A 19,288-nucleotide genomic window follows, 5' to 3' on the forward strand; every position below is an offset into this window, starting at 1 on the left:
AATGACCCGCAAGGATCCCAATCGCATCATCCGTCCTGCGACCGGCGCCGAGCGCTCTGCGCGGAGCTGGCTCACCGAAGCGCCGCTGCGGATGCTGATGAACAACCTGCACCCGGACGTCGCCGAGCGGCCGGACGAGCTGGTCGTCTATGGCGGCATCGGCCGCGCCGCGCGCGACTGGGAGAGCTTCGACAAGATCGTCGAGGTTCTGCGCAGGCTCGGGGACGACGAGACCCTGCTCGTGCAGTCCGGCAAGCCGGTCGGCGTGTTCCGCACCCATGCCGACGCGCCGCGGGTCCTGATCGCCAACTCGAACCTGGTGCCCCGCTGGGCGACCTGGGACCATTTCAACGAACTCGACCGCGCCGGCCTGGCGATGTACGGGCAGATGACCGCGGGGTCGTGGATATACATCGGCGCCCAGGGCATCGTTCAGGGCACTTACGAGACGCTCGTGGAAATGGGCCGCCAGCACTATGCAGGCGACCTTTCCGGGCGTTGGCTCCTGACGGCCGGTCTGGGCGGGATGGGCGGCGCGCAGCCCCTGGCCGCGGTCATGGCCGGCGCGTCCTGTCTCGCCATCGAGTGTCAGCCGTCGAGCATCGAGATGCGCCTGCGCACCGGCTACCTCGACCGGTCGACCGAAGACCTCGATCAGGCGCTGGACTGGATCGAGCAGTCGGTTCGCGACAAGCAGCCCATCTCGGTCGGCCTCCTCGGCAACGCGGCCGAGGTGCTGCCGGAACTGTATCGCCGGGGCGTGCGGCCCGACCTGCTCACCGACCAGACCTCGGCCCACGACCCGGTCAACGGCTATCTGCCGAAGGGCTGGACGCTGGAGCGCTGGCTCGCCATGCGGGCCCAGGATCCCAAACAGGTCGAGGAGGCGGCCAGGGCGTCGATGGCCGAGCACGTCCAGGCGATGCTCGACTTCCAGGCCGCGGGCGTGCCGACGGTCGACTACGGCAACAACATCCGCCAGATGGCCAAGGAAGCCGGCGTGGCCAACGCCTTCGACTTCCCAGGTTTCGTGCCGGCCTACATCCGTCCGCTGTTCTGCCGCGGAATCGGACCCTTCCGCTGGGCGGCGCTGTCGGGCGATCCGCAAGACATCGCCAGGACGGACGCCAAGGTGAAGGAGCTGATCCCGGACAACCCGCACCTGCACAACTGGCTCGACATGGCCGCCCGCCGGATCAAGTTCCAGGGCCTGCCGGCGCGCATCTGCTGGGTGGGCCTGGGCGATCGGCACAGGCTGGGATTGGCCTTCAACGCCATGGTGGCGAGCGGTGAGCTGAAGGCGCCGATCGTGATCGGCCGCGACCACCTCGATTCCGGCTCGGTGGCCTCTCCCAACCGGGAGACGGAGGCGATGCGGGACGGTTCCGACGCGGTCTCGGACTGGCCGTTGCTGAACGCGTTGCTGAACACCGCATCGGGCGCCACCTGGGTGTCCCTCCATCACGGCGGCGGTGTCGGCATGGGCTTCTCGCAGCACGCCGGCATGGTCGTCGTCTGCGACGGCACCGAGGCGGCGGCGCGGCGGATCGAACGCGTGCTCTGGAACGATCCGGCGACGGGCGTCATGCGCCACGCCGATGCGGGCTACGAGATCGCGCTGACCGTCGCTCGAGAGAAGAAGCTCGATCTGCCCGGCATCCTCGGTTGAGGCCGGGCTCGCCCCGATGATTCGGGGGGCGGCGTCAGAGACCGACGACAACGGCGGCCACCATGGCGGCCGCGGACAGCAGCATCAACTTCACCATCAGCGGCCACACGAAGCGGACCCACGCGCCGTAGGTCACGCCGGTCAGGCCCAGGATCGCCATCAGGAACGGGTTGGTGGGGATGATGAGGTTGGTGAAGCCGTCCCCGAACTGGAAGGCCAGGACCGAAGCCTGGCGCGAAACACCCACGAGGTCGCCGATCGGGGCCATGATCGGCATGGTCGCGAAGGCCTGTCCGCTGCCGGACGGAATGAAGACGTTCAGGAACGCCTGGATCAGGAACATGCCCACCGCCGACGCCTCGGCGGGCAGAGCGGCGAGCGGCGTCGCGGTCATGAACACCAGGGTGTGCAGCACCTGGCCGTCCTCGAGGATGAGCCCGATCGCCCGCGCGACGCCGACGAGCAGAGCCGTGCCCGTCAGCCGGGCGGCGCCCGCCAGGAAAGCGTCGCAGGCTTCGTCGATCCGGATCCGCGCGATCAGGACCGCGCTGAAGCCCAGGCCCAGGAACAGCGCGCCGACCTGGGGCAGGGACCATTTGGCCAGAACGATGCCCGCGATCAATGCGGCGACCGTCAGGCCGAGCGCGCCCAGGACGAGCCCGCGCGTGACGGTCATGGGCGGAAAGTCCGATGGCGTGCTCTTGTCGTCCGCCGGCGGCGGCGCGAGCGCGCGGGTCGGATCCAGGCGAACCCGACGCGCGTAGCTCCACACGTGGTGGAAGGCGATGAGGAACGCCAGGACCAGGACGACGATCCGGAACCACAGGCCCGAGCCGATCGGCACGCCGGCGATCTCCTGGGCCACCACGACGGTGAAGGGGTTGGTGGTCGAGGCGCCGTAGCCCACGCCATAGCCCACGAGCAGGATGGCGCTGGCGGCCATGGCGTCCAGCCGGACCGCCGCGCACAGGGCGACGAGCATCGCGGTGAAGGCGATGTACTCCGACGCCATGCCGAACGAGGCTGAAAGGAGGGTGAAGATCGCCATGCCGAAGAAGATCAGCAGCGTCTGGCGCCCCTGGAAGCGGATCATGGTCCGTCCGATCGCCGCCTCGATGGCGCCGGTCTTCTGCAGGACGCCGAACACCCCGCCCATGAGGATGACGAAGAAGATCACGCCCTGCGCCGAGGCGAATGCCTTGGGGATGATCGTGAAGAGGGTCCAGGGCGGCAGGTATGTGCGGTCGGGGAGCGGCGCGTAGGTGCCGGGAACGACGACCTTCTGTCCGTTCGCGGCCTCGCTCATCTGATAGGCGCCGGACGGCAGCAGCCACGTTGCGACCAAGGCCAGCACCATGACGGCCAGCAGGAGAGCCAGCGTGTGGGGCATCCGCAGCTTCACGCCGCGACCTCCTCTATGGGCGCCTCGGGCGTGCCGGAGCACGCGCGGAGCAGGGCGTATAGCAATGGCGCGGCGGAAGAGGACGATGGCGCCCGATCCCGCCGCGCGGAGATGTCAAACCGTCGGACGTGCGCAGGCCGGGAGCCCGGCCTGCGCGCCGGCGGGGTCAGAAGCGCTTGCTGAGCGACACGTAGTAGTATCCGCCGTTGCCGCCTTCCGGCGCGACGAGGTCGTAGTTGTTGAACCCGTTGAAGCGGTTCTGCGGCAGCGGACGGTCGGGATAGCTGTCGAAGAGATTGTCCGCCCCCACGGTGATCTTGGTCTGGTTCCAGAAGCTGTAGGAGACCGCGAGCTTGGCCACCCATTGGGCGCTGAACACCTGGTCGTTGGCCGGATTTGCGACGGTGTTCTTGTACTTGCCGTAGCGCACGGCGGTGAAGTCCACGGCGAACGGACCCGAGGTGTAGTTCAGCGCCGCTGTGATCTTGCTGTCGGGCGCCCATTGCGTGAGGTAGCCCTGGGACACGCGGCCCACCAGCACGAGGCCGGTGCCGGCCAGAGCCGGCGGGTTGGGCTTGATCGTGTCGATTCCGACGTCGTTGAAGTTGGCCCCCAGGGTGGCGCCGAACCGGCCGACGCCGTCCCACGACCAGTCGTAGCGCGCCACCACGTCGACGCCCTTGACCGTGATGTCGGCCTGGTTGGCGAAGAAGCGGACCGCGCTGACGTTGGTCACCCCGAACCGGGCCAGGATCGACGTCATGGCCGCGCCGGTCAGGTTGTCGACCGGCAGGATCACATCGTCGAGTTCGATCCGGTAGGCGTCCACCGTCAGCGACAGGCCCGGCGCCGGGCGCAGGACGAGACCTGCGGAGAAGTTGATGGACTTCTCGGGCTCCAGGTCCTGCGCGCCGAGCGCGCGCGCCACCGGGTTGGTCACGGGATAGAACGCCGACACGCCCAGGAACTGGGGACCCGTGGGCGGCTGAATCCACAGCGAAGTGGTCTGAGAGGCGCCGATCTGCCCCATGCTGGGCGCGCGGAAGCCGTTCGAGACGCTGGCGCGGACCGCGACGGCGGGTGTGAAGTCGTAGCGGCCGGAGAGCTTGCCGGTCACCGTGGAGCCGAAGTCCGAATAGTCCTCGAACCGCGCCGCCGCGCCGAGTTGGAACTGTTCGGTCAACTGCTGCTCGAGGCCCACATAGGCGCTGAAGATCTCGCGGTCGTACTTGCCTGCGTCGGCGGGCTGGAGCCCGGCGAAGTCGGCCGCGCCAGGGCTCGGCCGGCGGCCGGCGTTGGGCCCGTCGAGGATCGGCACGCCGCCGTCGGCGTAGGACGCGAGGTCGCCCGCGTCGATCGAGAACGTCTCTTCGCGGTATCCGACACCGGCCGAAAGCGTGAGAGGGAACTTCGAGAAGCCGACCGGGATCTCGCGCACGTAGTCGAGTTGCGCGTTGAACTGCTCCTGATTGTAGTTCCCCAGGAAGAAATCGTCCGGCGTGGCGAGGCCGTAGGTGGCGTTCTGGGAGTTGTACATGCTGGAGGATTGCCGGCCGTGGCCATACTCCAGGCTGAAGTCGAAGGTCCCGGCGGCGCCCGCGTCGTACTTCAGGCCGCCGGCCATGTCGTAGTTGCGGAAGATGTAGGCCACCTGGGCCATCCGGCCCGCCGGGAACAGGGCGCGGACATTGTTGTCCGCGGCCGGGCGGATCATGTATTTGGTGATCGACTTCCGGTACGCGGCCGTGCCGAACCCATAGACGGTCAGGTTCTCCGACAGGTCGTACTCGCTGTTGAAGCTGCCGACCGCCGAGCGCGCGTTGGGATTGCCGTAGAAGCCGAAATCCTTGTCGACGAGCGCTTCGCGGGGATCGCCCGGGAAGAAGTAGGTGCGGATGTCGGGGTTGTCGCGATCCGTCGTGCCGCTGTTCCGAAGATGGGCGGTGACATTGAGGAAGCCGCTGTCGCCCAGCGGAACCGTGTACCATCCCGCGATGTCGCGGCTGACGCCGTCGCCCTTGTAGAACTCTCCATAGGTGGCGCTGACGAAGCCGCCGGGTTCGTTCCCCCGGAGCACCACGTTGACCACGCCGGCCACCGCGTCCGAGCCGTACTGGGCCGAGGCGCCGTCGCGCAGCACCTCGACGCGCGCCACCGCTTCGAGCGGCAGGTCGTTGAGGTCGACCGGTTGCGAGCCGCGGCTCCATTCGTTGCCGGTGGAGATCTTGGCGGTGGGGTTGCGGCGCTTGCCGTTCACGAGCACGAGCGTGTTGCCGGCGGGCAGGCCGCGAAGCGACACCGAGTTGGCCAGACGCGCGCCGATGATGCCGCCCACCTGTGAGAAGGTGGCGGACGGAACCTGGGTGCGAAGGGATTGCACGAGTGTCGGGGAGCCGTTGGTTCCCAGAGCCTCCGCGCTGACCACGTCGACCGGGGTCGCCGACGACAGGGCCGTGACGTCGGCGCGTTTCGTGCCGGTGACCACGATCTCGTCGATGGCCGTGTCGGCGGCAGCGCCTTGGGCGTAAACCGGTGCGGCCGCAAGGCTCGCGGCGAGCGCGAGAAGGCTCGTCTGCGCGAAGGCGTATTTCATTCAGATTCCCCGTTCTGTTGGACGCTGCCGTCCGATTTCTGATGACGCCCGTCTTGAAGGCTGCCGCCCATCGCGTCTGGACAATGGTTATCTAGACAACTTGCGGCGGCGAGACTTTCCTGCTTCGAAATCCTTTTAAAACCTGAAGCAATGATATGTGCACTTGTATAGGCATCTGTGCACGAATTTGGTGCGTCAAAAGCCTATCTATCAAATAGGAATAAGCTTGGCCAGAGCCCCCGCCGCCCTTCCCCTAGGCGCCGATGGTGTTTTGTGACCGATACTTGAAGGAGTCGTCGATCCGCCCGAGGATGTAGTCGCCTGCGGCCACGGGTTCATAGCGCGCCGACGCGCCCTTGAGGCCGAGATCGAGAGGATCGACCACGGCGGAATAGTCCGGATCGTAGAAGGTGGCGATCGACATCCGCTTCTTTCCGGACCGGTTGACGACCCTGTGCGGCGTCGACGCGAACCGGTTGTTCGACCAGCGCGCGAGAAGGTCGCCGACGTTGATGACGAAGGATCCGTCGATGGGCGGCGCGTCGATCCACTGGCCGTCCAGATTGCGCACTTCGAGGCCGCCGACATCGTCCTGCCAGAGCAGGGTGATGCAACCATAGTCCGTGTGCGGAGCCACGCCGAACTGATCGTCGCCCATCTGGGGCGGCTGAGGCGGATAGAACACCGCTTGGGTACGCTGCATCCGCTTCCGATAGCGGTCGGCGAAGAAGTCCGGGTCGATGTCCAGGCTGACGGCGACGGCGCGCAGAAGATCCTGGCCGCAGACGCCGATGGCCTCGTAGTAGGCGTAGAACGCTTCCTGCACCTGCGGCATGAACGCCGGCCAGTTGTTGGGTCCGCGCAGGGCCTGGCCGGCCAGGACATCTGGATCGTCGGCCGGCAGTTCGAGGCCGATGCCGAAGAACTCTTTGAAATCCGGCTTCTTGGCCTGGTACATCAAGGCCCCGCCGATCTCGTGCCAGCCACGGTGGATGCTGTTCACCGCGACCCGTCGCTTCTGCTCGGCGGGCAGATCGAAGAAATCCCGCATCGCCCCGACGGCCCGGTCGATGACCGCCTGCGGCACCCCATGGTTCGTGATGTAGAAGAACCCCGTCGCGGTGCACGCTTCGTGGATCTGCCGGGCGACGGCCGCCAGCCCGGCCGCATCGCCCGACCTCGCCGGCGCGAAATCGATGAGGGGAATTGCGGCGCTTGACATCTGGACCTCCTCCGAAGGTCGAAGCCTAGGCATTGTTCAGTTGTATAGGCAACTTGAAAGATTTTAGCTGGTGGCCGGCACCTGGTAGCGACTTCCGAGGCTGTAGCGGGATCCGGGGTAGACGAAGAAGCTCTTGGTGGCTGCGACCCCGTCCACCCAGGTTCGCCGCATGCGCAGCAGGCAGGCTTCGTCGGGCCCGACCCCCATCAGGGTCTGCGCGCGTTCGTCCGCGAGGGCTGCATAGAGGATCTGTTCGACCTCGGTCGCCGCGCCGACGTCCTGCAGATATCGGCCGGGCGTCATCTGGGTGAAGTCCTGCTCCAGGTAGTGCGGCGCGAAGGTGGGGTTCACGAACCGCTCCTCCAGCTGGATGGCCGAATCCTCCTCGAAGTGGACGACCACCGAGTGGAAGATCCGCGCGCCGACGTTCAGCTCGAATGTGGTCGCCAGTTCGATGTTGGTGCGGATGGCGCCCAACTCGACCACTTGAGCCCTGTGGTTGTTCCCGCGCTTGTGGATCTCCTCGCTGATGTCGCTGATGGAGACGAGGTCGGATCGTGGGGTTGGCGCGGCCACGAAACTGCCCACGCCCTGGAAGCGCTCGATCACCCCCTTGTCGGAGAGTTCCCGCAGGGCGCGATGGACCGTCATCCTCGATATGCCGAACCGCTCGACCAGCTCGTGTTCCGAGGGCAGGCGCGCGCCACGCGGCCACTCGCCGCTGGCGATCCGCGAGAGGATGTCTTCCTTCACCTGCTCGTAGAGCGGGGGCGATCTCGTCTTCGCTGCGGAGCTCACGACGGCGCGCCTTCGAAACCCAGCGGCCGCGGGGTGGTGAACGACGCGGGGTCCAGTCCGAAGCTCTCGATCAGCGTGCGATTCTCCGGGCTTTCGAAAAACGCGAGCCGGCCCCGGTCCCAGACGATCTCGCCGTCCAGTTCTATGGTGGCGTCGAAGACCTGTCCGCAGACGTCGCCCGGCGCGTCGCCGCACATGTGAAAGTGCGTATAGCGAGGGCTTCCGAAGGCGATCCCGCTCCAGCGGTCGATATTGGCCAGAGCCGGAGCCGGGTAGTAGGTCGCCGGGTTCAGGCCGCAGTGCCAGGAGTTCAGGCTCAGGGCCTCGCCGCCGAACAGACCTGCCACGCGCGTGAGCTGCCGCTCGATCCTGGCGGCGAGCTCAGGCTCGGCGTCGATCCCGACGATCCGGCCGGCCTCGATCGTCAGTCGGACGGTCTCGGGCAGGGGGATCACGCTGTCGGGATAGTCGTGGATGTAGGTCGAGGTCAGGGCGTGGCTGACGGCGAGCACGCCGTTGGCCGCCGTCGCCGGAAAGGGCGGCAGGATCATCGCCGGGAAGGTCCGCACCGTGAAATCTCCCCCCGCGCGGGCGTCCTCGGGAACGATGCTCGCGGTCAGGTCGGTGCCGTTCGGACAGGTGATGCGATAGCTGCCGGCGGCCGCGAGCCGGCGCGACAGCCGGGCCTGCAGCTCGGTCATCAGCGCGAAGGGCGTCGTCGCGAACCGGTCTCCCAGGTACTCGAAGTCCAGGGCGTAGCACATGGTCTTGGAGCCCACGCCCGGAAGGGGGTGGAAGCGAAGCTGGTCTCCGGCGCGCGTGAGGAAGATCACGTGGTCGGCTGCGCCGATGGCCGCCATCACGTCCGCGGGCGTCTCGGCCGGTCCGGCCACCTGCGGCGCGGCCAGGAGGCGGGCTCTTGCGCCGAGCGCTTCTGCGGCGGCGGCGAGATAGGGGCCGAGATCGTCGTCGTAGTGCCCGAGGCCGGGGGGCTCCGTGAGGAGCAGGACCTCGTCGCCGGGCCGGATCCGTGCACAATCGATCAGCAGGTTTCGGGCGCCTTCGGCCGCGGCCGTCTGTCGACCGCTGAGAGCGTCCATCGCCAAGATTTCATCCATCGAGGGCTTGCCGAGACATATTCAAGTCTGTTCAGTTGTATATACAGTTGTCAAGGCAGGTCCCGATGTCCATCGACACCCTCTGGTTCACACGCTGTCCGGCGCCCACCGCGGCGTCCGTCGCGATCCGGAACGGCTGGCTGGCGGAGGAATTCCGCGGGGATGGAATCGACGTGCGGTCCCTGGCGTCCTCGAACGACCGCAACGTGCACCTGTCCCACTACAATCATACCCAGGCCAACTCCTTCAGGTTTGGCGGGTATGTGCCGCCGTTCGTGGCCGCATCCCGGGGATCGGACCTGAAGGTGCTGGGCGTCGCCTGGCCGGATCGCGCGGCGGCGCTCTACGCCTTGCCCGAGTCCGGCGTTCGCGGGCCGCAGGACCTGCGTGGCCGCCGGTTCTCCCTGCCGCGGCGGCTGAACGACGACACCGACTGGTGGCGCGCCCTGGTCCTGGCCGGATACCGGCACGCGCTGGACCTGGCCGGGCTTTCGTTCGACGACGTCGAACTCGTCGAGATCGAGATCCGCCGCGCCTACGCGGACGACGCCACCACGGGCGACGGCGCGGGCCAGTCCCTGTGGGGTGCGCGCAGCCAGTTCGCCGTGCAGCGGGAGGAGGTGCGCGCCTTGATGGCGGGAGAGGTCGACGTCCTCTACAGCGACGCGGCGATGGGGGCGATCCTGGACGCCTTCCTCGGTCTGACGACCGTCATGGATCTGGCGGCGCCCGAGCGCGAGGGGGACACCCGGCATGGGCATCCTCTGGTGCTGACGGCCAGCGGCGCGCTGGTGGACGAACGCCCCGACATCGTGGCGCGCTGGCTGGCGAGGTTGCTCGACGCCGACGCCTGGGCGCGCAAGAACGTCGACGAGATGCGCCGCATCATCGCGGTGGACACCGGCCTGCCGGAGGACTTCGTCGAGGCGGCCTATTCAGACCGGATCTACAGTCAGCTGGATGTGTCCCTCGACCCCGGCCGGGTCGCGCTGCTGCGCGCCAAATACGACCATCTCGTCGACGGGGGCTTCATACCGCCGGCGGTCGATTTCGACGCTCTGATCGCGTCCGGACCGCTGGACGCCGCCCGCGCGCTGCGGGGTTAGCATTCACACACCCCAGGCCTTGATCAGGCCGAGGGAAAGGCCTGCGATGAACAGCGACGCCGCGCCGGCCAGGACCAGCGGACGGAATCCCTTTCGCTTCAGGCGCGCGATGTCCACCTCGAGTCCCATCGCCGCCAGAGCCATGGTCATCATGAAGGTGACGACCTCGGCCGAGGTCCTCACGACCAGCGGGGGCAGGGGGATCAGGCTGGCGATCGCCACCATCCCCATGAAGCCGAAGAGGAACCACGGCGGGGCAGCGGCGGCGGCCGACGGCCCGGCCTCGCCCGACGCCCAGGTCCGCCGCGACGCCCAGGCGAAGACCAGAACCAGGGGCGCCAGGAGCACGACCCGGCTCAGCTTGGTGACCATCGCCGCCTCGCCCGCGGCCGGCCCGTTCTGGAAGCCGGCTCCAGCGACCTGCGCGATCTCGTGCACGGCGGCGCCCGTCCAGATTCCGTAGGCCCGGGGGGCGAGATCCAGCACGGCGGGCGTGAGCGGAAAGGCGAACATCGCCAGGGCGCCGAAGGCGGTGATCGCGGCGACGGCGTAGGCGGCGTCCTCGTCGTCGGCGCGGACGACGGTGTTGAACGCGGTGATCGCCGATGCGCCGCAGACCGAGACGCCGCCTGCGATCAGGACGGCGAAGCCGCGCTCGATGCCCAGGAGGCGCCCGAGCCACAGCGAGAACAGAAAGGTGGCGCCGAGCGCCGCGGCGGCCACGCCCAGGCCGGGCAGGCCGATCAGCGCGATCTGACCGACGGTGAACTGAAGGCCAAGCAGCACGATAGCCATACGGATCAGGCGTCTCTGACTGAATACGACGCCCGGTCGGGCGGGTTCGGGCACGCCGATCAGGTTCCGGATGGCCATGCCCAGGAGCATCGCGAGGATGAGCGGACTCAGCGCCTGAAGGCTCTCGACGGTTCTGAGGCCGAACGCCGCCCAGGTTATGATGAGCGTGAGGACGACGCCCGGGGCGTAGCGGCGCGCCAGTCCGAGCCGCCCGTCGGCCGCATCCAGCGCCGGCTCCGGCGGTGTCGCGGGGGTCATGCGTGGGCGCTCCGACCCGTGCGCGGCTCCGTTCGATGATCAGTCTGGTCGATCCGGCTGCGCGGCATGGGTCCCCCGTCAAGCCGTCATGCTCGACTGGTTGTCTGATAATGTCTAGACATTATGGGCGGAGTCGGTCGCGATGCCCTGTCGCTGCACCTTTGCGCAGCGCCGGAGGAGGCCTACGGAAGGAGATTCCGCACGGCGGCCCCGGTTTGGCCGCGACGCTTGGCGTGCCGCGCGGATATCGTGGCGGCCGGATGCAGGAGACACGGGTTGGACGTCGAGTTCTTGAGCGCGGCGGGGCCGCCGACGGGGCCGGGTGACGCCTTGGCGGTGGTCGTCTTCGAAGGGGGCGTGCTGTCCCCCCAGGCCGAGGCGCTGGATGCGGGCTCGGGGCTGCTGCGGCAGGCGCTGGGCGGCCGGTTCACCGGCGTGCGGGGCGCATTGACCTTGCCGGCGTGTTCCGCCGCGGCCGGGGCCGCCGTCATCCTGATCGGCGCAGGGCGTGAATCGGACTGGAACCAGCGCGCGGCGGAGCGGGCCGGGGCGGAGGCGCTGCGCGCCGCCGAGGCGTTCGGCGCGCGCCGGCTGATCCTGGACTTCCCCCGCGGCGATCCAGCGTGGGCGGCCTTAGCCGCCTTCGGCGCAGCGCTTGCGGGCTACCGCTTCGAGCGGCACCGGACGGTTCTGGACGCCGCGAAATCCGCGTCCCTGGCGCGCGTTGAAACCGTGTTCGAGGATGTGGCGGCCGTCCGGTCCGCCTTCGCCCCGCTGGATGCGCTTCGCGAGGGCGTTTTCTTCGCGCGGGACCTGATCTCCGAGCCCGCCAACGTACTCGGGCCCGTCGAGTTCGGGGACCGCCTTCTGTCGCTGGAGTCCCCAGGATTGTCCGTGGAGGTGCTCGCCGAAGACGAGCTGCGGTCGTTGGGGATGGACGCTCTGATCGGCGTGGGCGCCGGGAGCGCCGCGGGAACCCGCCTGGCGGTGATGCGCTGGGCCGGGGCCGACGATCCCGAGGCGGCGCCCCTTGCGCTGATCGGCAAGGGGGTGACGTTCGACACCGGGGGCGTTTCGATCAAACCCGCCGCCGGTCTCGAGGAGATGAAGTGGGACATGGGCGGCGCGGGCGCGATCGCCGGCGCGATGGTGGCCCTGGCGCGTCGCCGCGCCCGCGCCAATGTCGTGGCGGTCCTGGCGCTGGCCGAGAACATGGTCGACGGCGCGTCTCAGCGTCCGGGCGATGTCGTGCGTTCGATGTCGGGGCAGACGATCGAAGTGGTGGACACCGACGCGGAGGGACGGCTGGTCCTGGCGGATGCGCTCTGGTACGCCCGCACGCGCTTCAAGCCCCGGGCGATGATCGATCTCGCCACCTTGACGGGCGCGGTGATGGTCGCGCTGGGCCAGGATTACGGCGGCCTCTTCTGCGAGGACGACGAGTTGGCGGACGCCCTGCTCTCGGCGGGGCGAAGCTGCGGTGAGCCCCTGTGGCGGTTGCCGATGCCCGAGAGCTACGATCGGCACATCGAGACGCCGTGGGCCGACGTCCGGAACGTGGCCCTGGGTATCGGGCGGCAAGGCGGGGCGAGCATCGCCGCCCGTTTCCTTCGTCGGTTCGCCGGCGACGGTCCCTGGGCCCATTTGGACATCTCCGCGCCGGTCTGGGATACGCGGGCGCCGGGGCTGGCGTCGGGGCCGGGGGTGAACGCGTTCGGGGTGCGTCTCCTGGACGAGTTGGTGCGCCAAAGCTTCGAGCCCTGACGACGCCTCCTATCTCCAATCCCACCTGATCCTCCGTCCAGCCCGCCATCCCGGGCGGCCGCGCGCTCGACGTGTCCGTGGCGTCGCCACGGCGTGACCTTGGCGCGAAGCCAGGGCTTTCGCAGCCTTGCTGCGACGGAGCCGACAAGCCTCCCAACGCTATTGACGGAGATGTGCCTGGCGGAGATTATGGACCCAATAATGGACTATAGTTCCAAATAACAGAACATTCTGGGGAGATGCATGGATCGTCGCGCGTTCCTTATCGGCCTGGGTGGGGCAGGTCTGGCCACGCCGTGCCACGCCGGGGCGGAAGCCGTCATTTCGACCAGCAGCGGTCGGTTCCGCGGCCGTCGCGAAGGGGGCGTCTTCGTCTTCCGCGGACTGCGCTATGGCGCCTCGACCGCCGGGGCGGGCCGTTTCATGCCGCCCGGACGGGTCGTCCCCGAGGCGGGAGTCGTGGACGCCTTCGAGTATGGTCCGATCGCGCCGCAGGCGGTACGCGTCCGCACCGGCATCTACGCCTCCACGGCGCCTGATCCGTTGCCGGGAGAGGACTGCCTGCGGCTCAACATCTGGACCGCCTCACTGTCGAGCCAGGCGCGCCGTCCCGTCATGGTCTGGTTCCATGGCGGAGGTTTCGAGAACGGGTCGGGCTCGAGCCCCTGGTACGACGGCGCCGCTCTGGCGAGGGGCGAGGACGTGGTTGTGGTCACCATCAACCACCGCCTGAACGTCTTCGGACATTGCAGTCTCTCGGCGGCCGACGGGGATTTCGCCCGATCGGGCAATGTCGGCATGCTGGACGTGTTCGCCGCGCTGCGCTGGGTGCGCGAGAACGCGGAACGCTTCGGCGGCGACCCCGGGCGCGTCCTGATCTTCGGCCAGTCGGGCGGGGGAAGAAAGGTCAGCCTGTGCATGGCGGGCGAAGACGCCAAGGGGGTGTTCCATCGCGCGGTGGTCCAGAGCGGCTCCACCCTGCGCATCCAGGTCCCGGCCCAGGCCGAGGCGCTTACCGCGCGCCTCCTGCACCGGCTGGGGCTCGGCGAGCGCGACGCGCGGCGTCTCCAGGCCCTGCCGTGGGAACAGGTGTACGCCGCGCAGCGGGAGGTGATCTCCGAGATGAACTACCGGTTCTCACCGGTGGCGGACGGTCGGACGTTCCACGGCCACCCGTTCGATCCGGCGGCTCCGGCGATTTCGGCGGACGTCCCCATGATCATCGGAACCACCCGGACCGAGCTGTCGAGTCAGCTGGGATCCGAGCCGGCGATCCATGCCCTGTCCGACGCCGAGCTTCGCGTTCGGCTGACGCCCTATCTCGCCGGCGGCGACGCCGAGGGGGTGATGTCGACCTTCCGGGCCTCGAACCCGCGGGCGACGCCGTCAGAGCTGTTCTTCCTGATCGCTTCGGCGCGCGGCTACGTGCGCGACGCCACGTTGCAGGCCGAGCGCAAGGCCGCGCTGGGGCGGGCGCCGGTGTGGACGTACCGGCTGATGTTCCGGACGCCCGTCGAGGGCGGCCGTCGCTTCACGCCGCACAGTCTCTGCGTGCCGCTCGTCTTCAACAATCCCGACCGGGCGCCTTCGATGGTCGGGCCGCCCTCCGCCGACGCCCGCGCCGTGGCGGGCGCCATGTCGAAGGCCTGGGCGACCTTCGCCCATACCGGGAATCCCAGCACGGCCTCGCTGCCCTGGCCGGCTTTCGATGCGACCGTCCGGTCCACCATGCTGTTCGACGCCGAGAGCCGCGTGGTCGCCGATCCCCATCGTGACGAGCGGCTGGCGATGGAGCCCTATCCCTCGCAGCAGGTCGGCCGCACGATCCACCGGCGCGACCTCTGAGGAGCCTGTGATGTCGTTGTTGCGCAACCTCCTGCTGGCGGGCCTGTTGCTCGCGCCCGCCACCGCCGCGGCCCAGTCCGCCGATCCCCCGACCACCGAACGTCACGGCCGCGCTCAGTCCGCAGGCCTGCGGGCGCTCTATCACTGCACGGGCCGCTTCACCGCGGATCTCTCGGCCGAGCGGCTGGAGGCCGACATCTTCGGCAACGTGACGGCCCGCGACCGCTTCACGCCGCAGGACGTGGTGATCCGGGACGACCTGAAGCGGGTCGAGATTCGCCACGCGCCCGACATGCCGCCGAGGATCGCGGTCTGGCGTCCGCTTCTGGGTTGCGTGCTGCTGCCGGTCGGAACGCTGGAGGCCGACGGGTTTCCGGTTCCCCGCCTGCCCGCAGGCCTCACGGCGCCGGACCTCGACGCCCAGCCGTGGCCGCAGGGCGACGCGCGGGCGACGGCGAAGCTTCCGCGGGCGCAGGCGGCGCGGCTCGACGCGGTGGTGTCGCGCGCCTTCCGGCCCGAGGGGTATGCCGGCGTGAGCTGGGGGGTGATCGTTCTCAAGGGCGGGAAGATCGTGGCCGAGCAGTACGACCGCGGCTACGACATGCACACGCCGCAGCGGACGAACTCGGCCGCGAAGAGCATGGCCGCCACCCTGGTCGGCATCGCCGCCGGTGAGGGGCTGGTGGACGTCAAGGCGCCGGCGCCGTTCCCGGAATGGCGCACGCCGGGCGACCCGCGCGGCGCCATCACAGTCCAGAACCTGCTCCACATGGGGAGCGGCCTCTACACCGAGGCCGGCGGCAGCCCGCAGCAGGAACTCTACCGGAGCGGCGCCCCGGCCGCCGAGCGGTCGCTGCTCAACCTCATGGATTCCCGGCCGGGGGCGCGGTTCGTCTACGCCGGGTCCGACACGATCCTGGCGCTGCGGTCGGTTCGCGTCGCCATGAACGACGACGCGCGCTTTCTCGCCTATCCGTTCCAGAAGCTGTTCTGGCGCATCGGCATGACCCGGACGACGCCCGAGACGGACTGGAAGGGCGACTTCCTGATGTCGGGTCAGCTCTGGTCCACCGCCCGCGATTTCGCCCGCTTCGGGCTGCTCTATCAGCAGGACGGGATGTGGAAAGGGGAACGCGTGCTGCCGGAGGGCTGGGCCCGCTACGTCGCCACGCCCGCGCCGGCGCAGCCCACGCGGGCCGACGGCCGGGGCTACGGCGCCCAGTTCTGGCTGTTCGGACCCCGCCACGGCCTCCCGGAGGGAACCTACGCCGCCGCCGGAGCCCGAGGGCAGTACGTCGTGGTCGTCCCCGGCGCCGATGTCGTCATCGTGCGGCGGGGATTCGACACCACGGCGGCGCCGTTCGACATCGCCGGCTTCTCGCGCGACGTGCTGGGCGCGGTGGCCCCGTCGGAGGCGCGGCGATGAGGGGCGTCGCGGGGTTCGCCTGCGCCGCGTTGCTGGCCGTGGCCAGCCCCGGCCAGGCGTCCGAAGGCCCCGGCGCCGGACCCTGGGCGTCGGACTCGCCCGAGGCGCACGGGCTGGACGGCGCGAAGCTGGCGGCCGCCGCCGAGCAGATCGGCAGGATCGGCGGCCGCCAGGGGCTGGTGATCGTCAAGGACGGCGTGATCGTCATGGAGCGATACTGGAGCGGTCCCTATCACCGCGCCGATCCCGCGCACCGCAACGTGAGCTTCTCGTCCGGCAAGTCCTGGGGATCGGCGATGGTCGGCGTAGCGGTCCAGCAGGGCCTGGTTTCGGTGGACGATCCGGTGGCCAGGCATCATCCGCCCGCGACATCCGGATTGCACCCCGACACGACCATCCGGCACCTGCTGACCATGTCGTCCGGCGGGACCCTGGTGGCCAAGCCCAGCTCTCGGCGTCCCCTGCGGCTCGACGAATCCCGTCCCGCCCAGACCGCTGTCTCGGACTACGTGCGCCTGTCCGAACCCGAGCCCGGTCGACCCGCCGGGTACGGGCGAACGATCCCCCCGGGCGCGATGTTCCACTACGACGGCGTGCCGGCCGACCATCTTTCCGACGTCGTGGCGGCGGCGTCGGGACGGTCCAGCCTCCGGTTCGTGACCGAGGGTCTGCTGACCCCGCTCGGCGTCGAGAACATGAACTATCAGGCCGAGGGGGTGGACCCCCGGGGCAACGTCCGCATAGGCGGGTCCATCGAGCTCTCGGTGCGCGACATGGCCCGCCTGGGCCAGCTCTGGCTCAACGGCGGCCGCTGGGGCGGCCGCCAACTGGTCGACGCCGACTATGTCCGGGAATCGGTCACGCCCTCGGCGCGCAATCCCGACTACGGCTTCCTGTGGTGGCTGAACACCACCGGGCGGCTGCCGCAGGCGCCTTGCGGCATGTTCAATGCGTCCGGGGCGTTCGGTCAGTACGTGTTCGTGGTTCCCGAGGCGAAGCTCGTGGTGGCGACGATGGGGTTCGCCGATCCGCAAGGCGGCGCCGGCGGGCCGGCGGCGCGTCTGGACGCCCGGATCTGGGAAGCGCTGGGGCCGGCGCTGGGCCTCGCGCCATGCCGGCGGGACGCGCCATGATCGCGATGGTCGAGGCCGGGCGCGACCTTCTGCGTGCCGCCATCCGGCGCCGGGATCCCCTGTCCGCAGATCGGCTGCTGACGATGTCGGAAGACCTTGCGCGGTCGCCGCCGGGCTTCGCGCCCGCCCTCGCCGAGCAGATACTCTCCGGCTACGAAGCGGCTCCCGAGACCGAGCGCCGGGCGTTCCTCTCGGGATTGGCCGTGCGCCTCGCCCCGGACCCTGTGCGCCTGGAGCGCGCCGTCGCCGGGTTTGGCCGGCGCCCGGACCCTGCGGCCCTGGCCGAACTTCATGCGGCTTCCGAGCCCCGCCGCCAGCAGCTCTTCCGCAACCTCAACCTGGCGCGCGACGGAACGACCCGCCTCGTGCGGTTGCGGACGGACCTGGGGCGCTGGCGGCGCGAGATCGACGATGCGGACACTCTGGATGCGGACCTGGCTCACCTGCTGTCGTCCTGGTTCAATGCAGGCTTTCTCCGGCTCGAGCGGATCGACTGGTCGTCGCCGGCGAGCCTCCTGCGCAAGATCATCGCTTATGAGGCGGTGCACGAGATCGGTGACTGGGACGAGTTGCGGCGGCGCCTGGAACCCCAGGATCGGCGTTGTTACGCCTTCTTTCATTCGGGCATGCCGGACGAGCCCCTGATCTTCGTCGAGGTGGCGCTGACCACGGGAACGCCGCGATCCATTGAGAGCCTGCTTTCGCCGGTGCGTCGCGTCTGCCCGCCCGGCCAGGCCCAGACGGCGGTCTTCTATTCGATCTCGAACTGTCAGGACGGTCTTCGCGGCATCCCGTTCGGATCGTCGCTGATCAAGCAGGTGGTGGAGCTCCTGCGGGCCGAACTGCCGTCTCTTCGCACCTTCGTGACGCTCTCCCCGATGCCAGGCCTGAGGGCGTGGGTCGAGTCGCGGGCCGACGACCCGGTGCTAGGCGCCGCGGCGCGCGCGGTGCTGGACGTCGATCCGCCCCCGGCCGATCAGCTGCGCAGGCTGGCGGCGACGTATCTGCTCACGGCGAAGTCGGGGGCAGGACAGGTGCTGGACCCGGTAGGGCGCTTCCACCTGGGGAACGGGGCCTGCGTCCACGACATCCATCCAGGCGCCGATCCCTCGGCGAAGGCGCAGCGCCAGTCTTTCGGCGCGATGGTCAACTACCTCTACGACCTGGGGGCCCTGGAGCGGAACCGTGCGAGGCTCGATCGGGATGGCGCGGTGGCGGGGGCCCGGCGGGTCCGCGCCTTCGCCCGGCGGGGAGCGCTTTAGATGGGCCCCGTGGCGTTCGCCACGCGCGCGGCGATGACCCTGACCGCTTCGATGATCTCGTCGAGGTGGGCTCCGGTGAACCGTTCGGCCGGACCCGAGGCGCTCAGGGCGGCGCGCGCATGCCCGTCGCGCGTGGGCAGGGAGGCGGCGACGCCGACGACGCCCGGCGTATACTTGGACTTGAGCATCAGGGCGTAGCCGCGGCCGCGAACGACCTCCAGCTCGGCGAGAATGTCTTCCGCGGCGAGATCCCGGCCGTGCGGGCTTTCGGCGAGCGCCATGCGGATCAGGGGTTCCGGGGTGGTCTCCTGGGCCAGCATGGCGAGGCCCGACGCGTTGAGCGCAGCCGGGACCCGCGATCCGGGCCGGGACGTGAAGCGCAGCGTCCGGGGCGCCACGATCTTGTCGAGGACCAGCACCTGATGTCCGTCGAGGAGGCTCAGCGTCGTGGTCTCGCCGGTGATCCTGTGCAGCTCTTGCAGGTATGGCGCAGCGGCGCGCTTCGCGGGGTGGGCGCTGATGACGCAGGCCCCCAGCTCCCAGATCTTGAGGGTTGGCGCGTATCGCCCGGTCTCGGGCTCCTTCCGTACATAGCCGAGTTCGGAGAGCGTCGAGAGCAGGCGATGCGTATTGCTCTTCTGGAGGTCCAGATCCTGGGCCACCTGGGAAAGTCGCAACGGAGCCTCCGCGCGCGCCAGGTGGGCGAGCACCGCCAAGCCCTTTGCAACCGTCGTATCCATGCGCAGTTCGCCTTCCCGTCTCTGGACGTCATTCCATTATATGGAACGATCCGCAAGCTGGAATTTTCCGGGCTGTCGCCCTGGGCCAGACGGTTCGAATGGTCCAAATAATGGAACATAAGTTTGTAATTATGAACTGTGTTGACGAATTTGCGCC

14 protein-coding genes are annotated in these 19,288 nt (G+C 69.1%); 7 read left to right on the forward strand and 7 right to left on the reverse strand.

Annotated elements, in window-relative coordinates:
* Window position 1: 1 nt before the first annotated feature.
* Entirely contained in the window at window positions 2-1,669 is a 1,668-nt protein-coding gene (gene hutU / locus ABS78_RS05555) for a urocanate hydratase (protein ID WP_293375882.1), read from the forward strand.
* A 34-nt stretch (window positions 1,670-1,703) separates the two neighbouring features.
* Here the strand turns inward: hutU and ABS78_RS05560 are convergent, their stop codons facing one another.
* The 5 genes from ABS78_RS05560 to ABS78_RS05580 all read right to left on the reverse strand — a co-directional run bounded on the left by ABS78_RS05560 (window position 1,704) and on the right by ABS78_RS05580 (window position 8,802).
* Window positions 1,704-3,071 carry a TIGR00366 family protein gene (locus ABS78_RS05560; RefSeq protein ID WP_293375884.1) on the reverse strand — a complete coding sequence of 456 codons (1,368 nt, stop codon included), beginning with the start codon at window positions 3,069-3,071 and terminating at the stop codon, window positions 1,704-1,706.
* Window positions 3,072-3,237: 166 nt separating this feature from the next.
* Window positions 3,238-5,664 (reverse strand): TonB-dependent receptor, encoded by a 2,427-nt coding sequence (locus tag ABS78_RS05565; RefSeq protein WP_293375886.1) that lies wholly within the window; start codon window positions 5,662-5,664, stop codon window positions 3,238-3,240.
* A gap of 253 nt (window positions 5,665-5,917) precedes the next feature.
* Window positions 5,918-6,886 (reverse strand): 2-oxoglutarate and iron-dependent oxygenase domain-containing protein, encoded by a 969-nt coding sequence (locus ABS78_RS05570; protein WP_293375888.1) that lies wholly within the window; start codon window positions 6,884-6,886, stop codon window positions 5,918-5,920.
* 63 nt (window positions 6,887-6,949) lie between these two features.
* Entirely contained in the window at window positions 6,950-7,684 is a 735-nt protein-coding gene (hutC, locus tag ABS78_RS05575) for a histidine utilization repressor (protein ID WP_293375890.1), read from the reverse strand.
* Window positions 7,681-8,802 carry a hypothetical protein gene (locus tag ABS78_RS05580; RefSeq protein WP_293375892.1) on the reverse strand — a complete coding sequence of 374 codons (1,122 nt, stop codon included), beginning with the start codon at window positions 8,800-8,802 and terminating at the stop codon, window positions 7,681-7,683. Before ABS78_RS05580 ends, hutC begins: the two co-directional genes overlap by 4 nt.
* Window positions 8,803-8,867: 65 nt before the next feature.
* Here ABS78_RS05580 and ABS78_RS05585 point away from each other — a divergent pair, with 65 nt between their 5' ends.
* Window positions 8,868-9,908, forward strand: coding sequence for an ABC transporter substrate-binding protein (locus ABS78_RS05585; protein WP_293375894.1), 1,041 nt, complete (start codon window positions 8,868-8,870; stop codon window positions 9,906-9,908).
* A 3-nt stretch (window positions 9,909-9,911) separates the two neighbouring features.
* Here ABS78_RS05585 and ABS78_RS05590 read toward each other — a convergent pair whose 3' ends face one another.
* Window positions 9,912-10,961, reverse strand: coding sequence for a putative sulfate exporter family transporter (locus ABS78_RS05590; protein WP_293375896.1), 1,050 nt, complete (start codon window positions 10,959-10,961; stop codon window positions 9,912-9,914).
* A 276-nt stretch (window positions 10,962-11,237) separates the two neighbouring features.
* Between ABS78_RS05590 and ABS78_RS05595 the strand changes: the two genes are divergently transcribed.
* From ABS78_RS05595 to ABS78_RS05615, 5 genes are all read left to right on the forward strand, one after another.
* On the forward strand, window positions 11,238-12,725 hold the full coding sequence (locus tag ABS78_RS05595) for a leucyl aminopeptidase (RefSeq protein WP_293375898.1): 1,488 nt from the start codon (window positions 11,238-11,240) through the stop codon (window positions 12,723-12,725).
* A 243-nt stretch (window positions 12,726-12,968) separates the two neighbouring features.
* On the forward strand, window positions 12,969-14,570 hold the full coding sequence (locus ABS78_RS05600; protein WP_293375900.1) for a carboxylesterase family protein: 1,602 nt from the start codon (window positions 12,969-12,971) through the stop codon (window positions 14,568-14,570).
* A 10-nt stretch (window positions 14,571-14,580) separates the two neighbouring features.
* A complete protein-coding gene (locus tag ABS78_RS05605; protein ID WP_293375902.1) occupies window positions 14,581-15,996 on the forward strand; it encodes a serine hydrolase in 1,416 nt (471 codons plus the stop codon).
* The gene (locus ABS78_RS05610; protein ID WP_293375904.1) at window positions 15,993-17,129 is read left to right on the forward strand and encodes a serine hydrolase; all 1,137 of its coding nucleotides are present in this window, start codon (window positions 15,993-15,995) and stop codon (window positions 17,127-17,129) included. The genes ABS78_RS05605 and ABS78_RS05610 overlap by 4 nt, the downstream gene beginning before the upstream one ends.
* Window positions 17,126-18,391, forward strand: a complete 1,266-nt coding sequence (locus ABS78_RS05615; protein ID WP_293375906.1) for a malonyl-CoA decarboxylase family protein — start codon at window positions 17,126-17,128, stop codon at window positions 18,389-18,391. Before ABS78_RS05610 ends, ABS78_RS05615 begins: the two co-directional genes overlap by 4 nt.
* On the opposite strand, the gene ABS78_RS05620 is transcribed toward ABS78_RS05615, so the two are convergent.
* Complete coding sequence (locus ABS78_RS05620; protein ID WP_293375908.1) at window positions 18,388-19,131, reverse strand: IclR family transcriptional regulator; 744 nt, start codon at window positions 19,129-19,131, stop codon at window positions 18,388-18,390. The two genes, ABS78_RS05615 and ABS78_RS05620, sit on opposite strands and share 4 nt — an antisense overlap.
* Window positions 19,132-19,288 lie beyond the last annotated feature (157 nt).

Origin of the sequence: Phenylobacterium sp. SCN 70-31, from assembly GCF_001724605.1 — a bacterium.
Classification (GTDB): Bacteria; Pseudomonadota; Alphaproteobacteria; order Caulobacterales; family Caulobacteraceae; genus Phenylobacterium.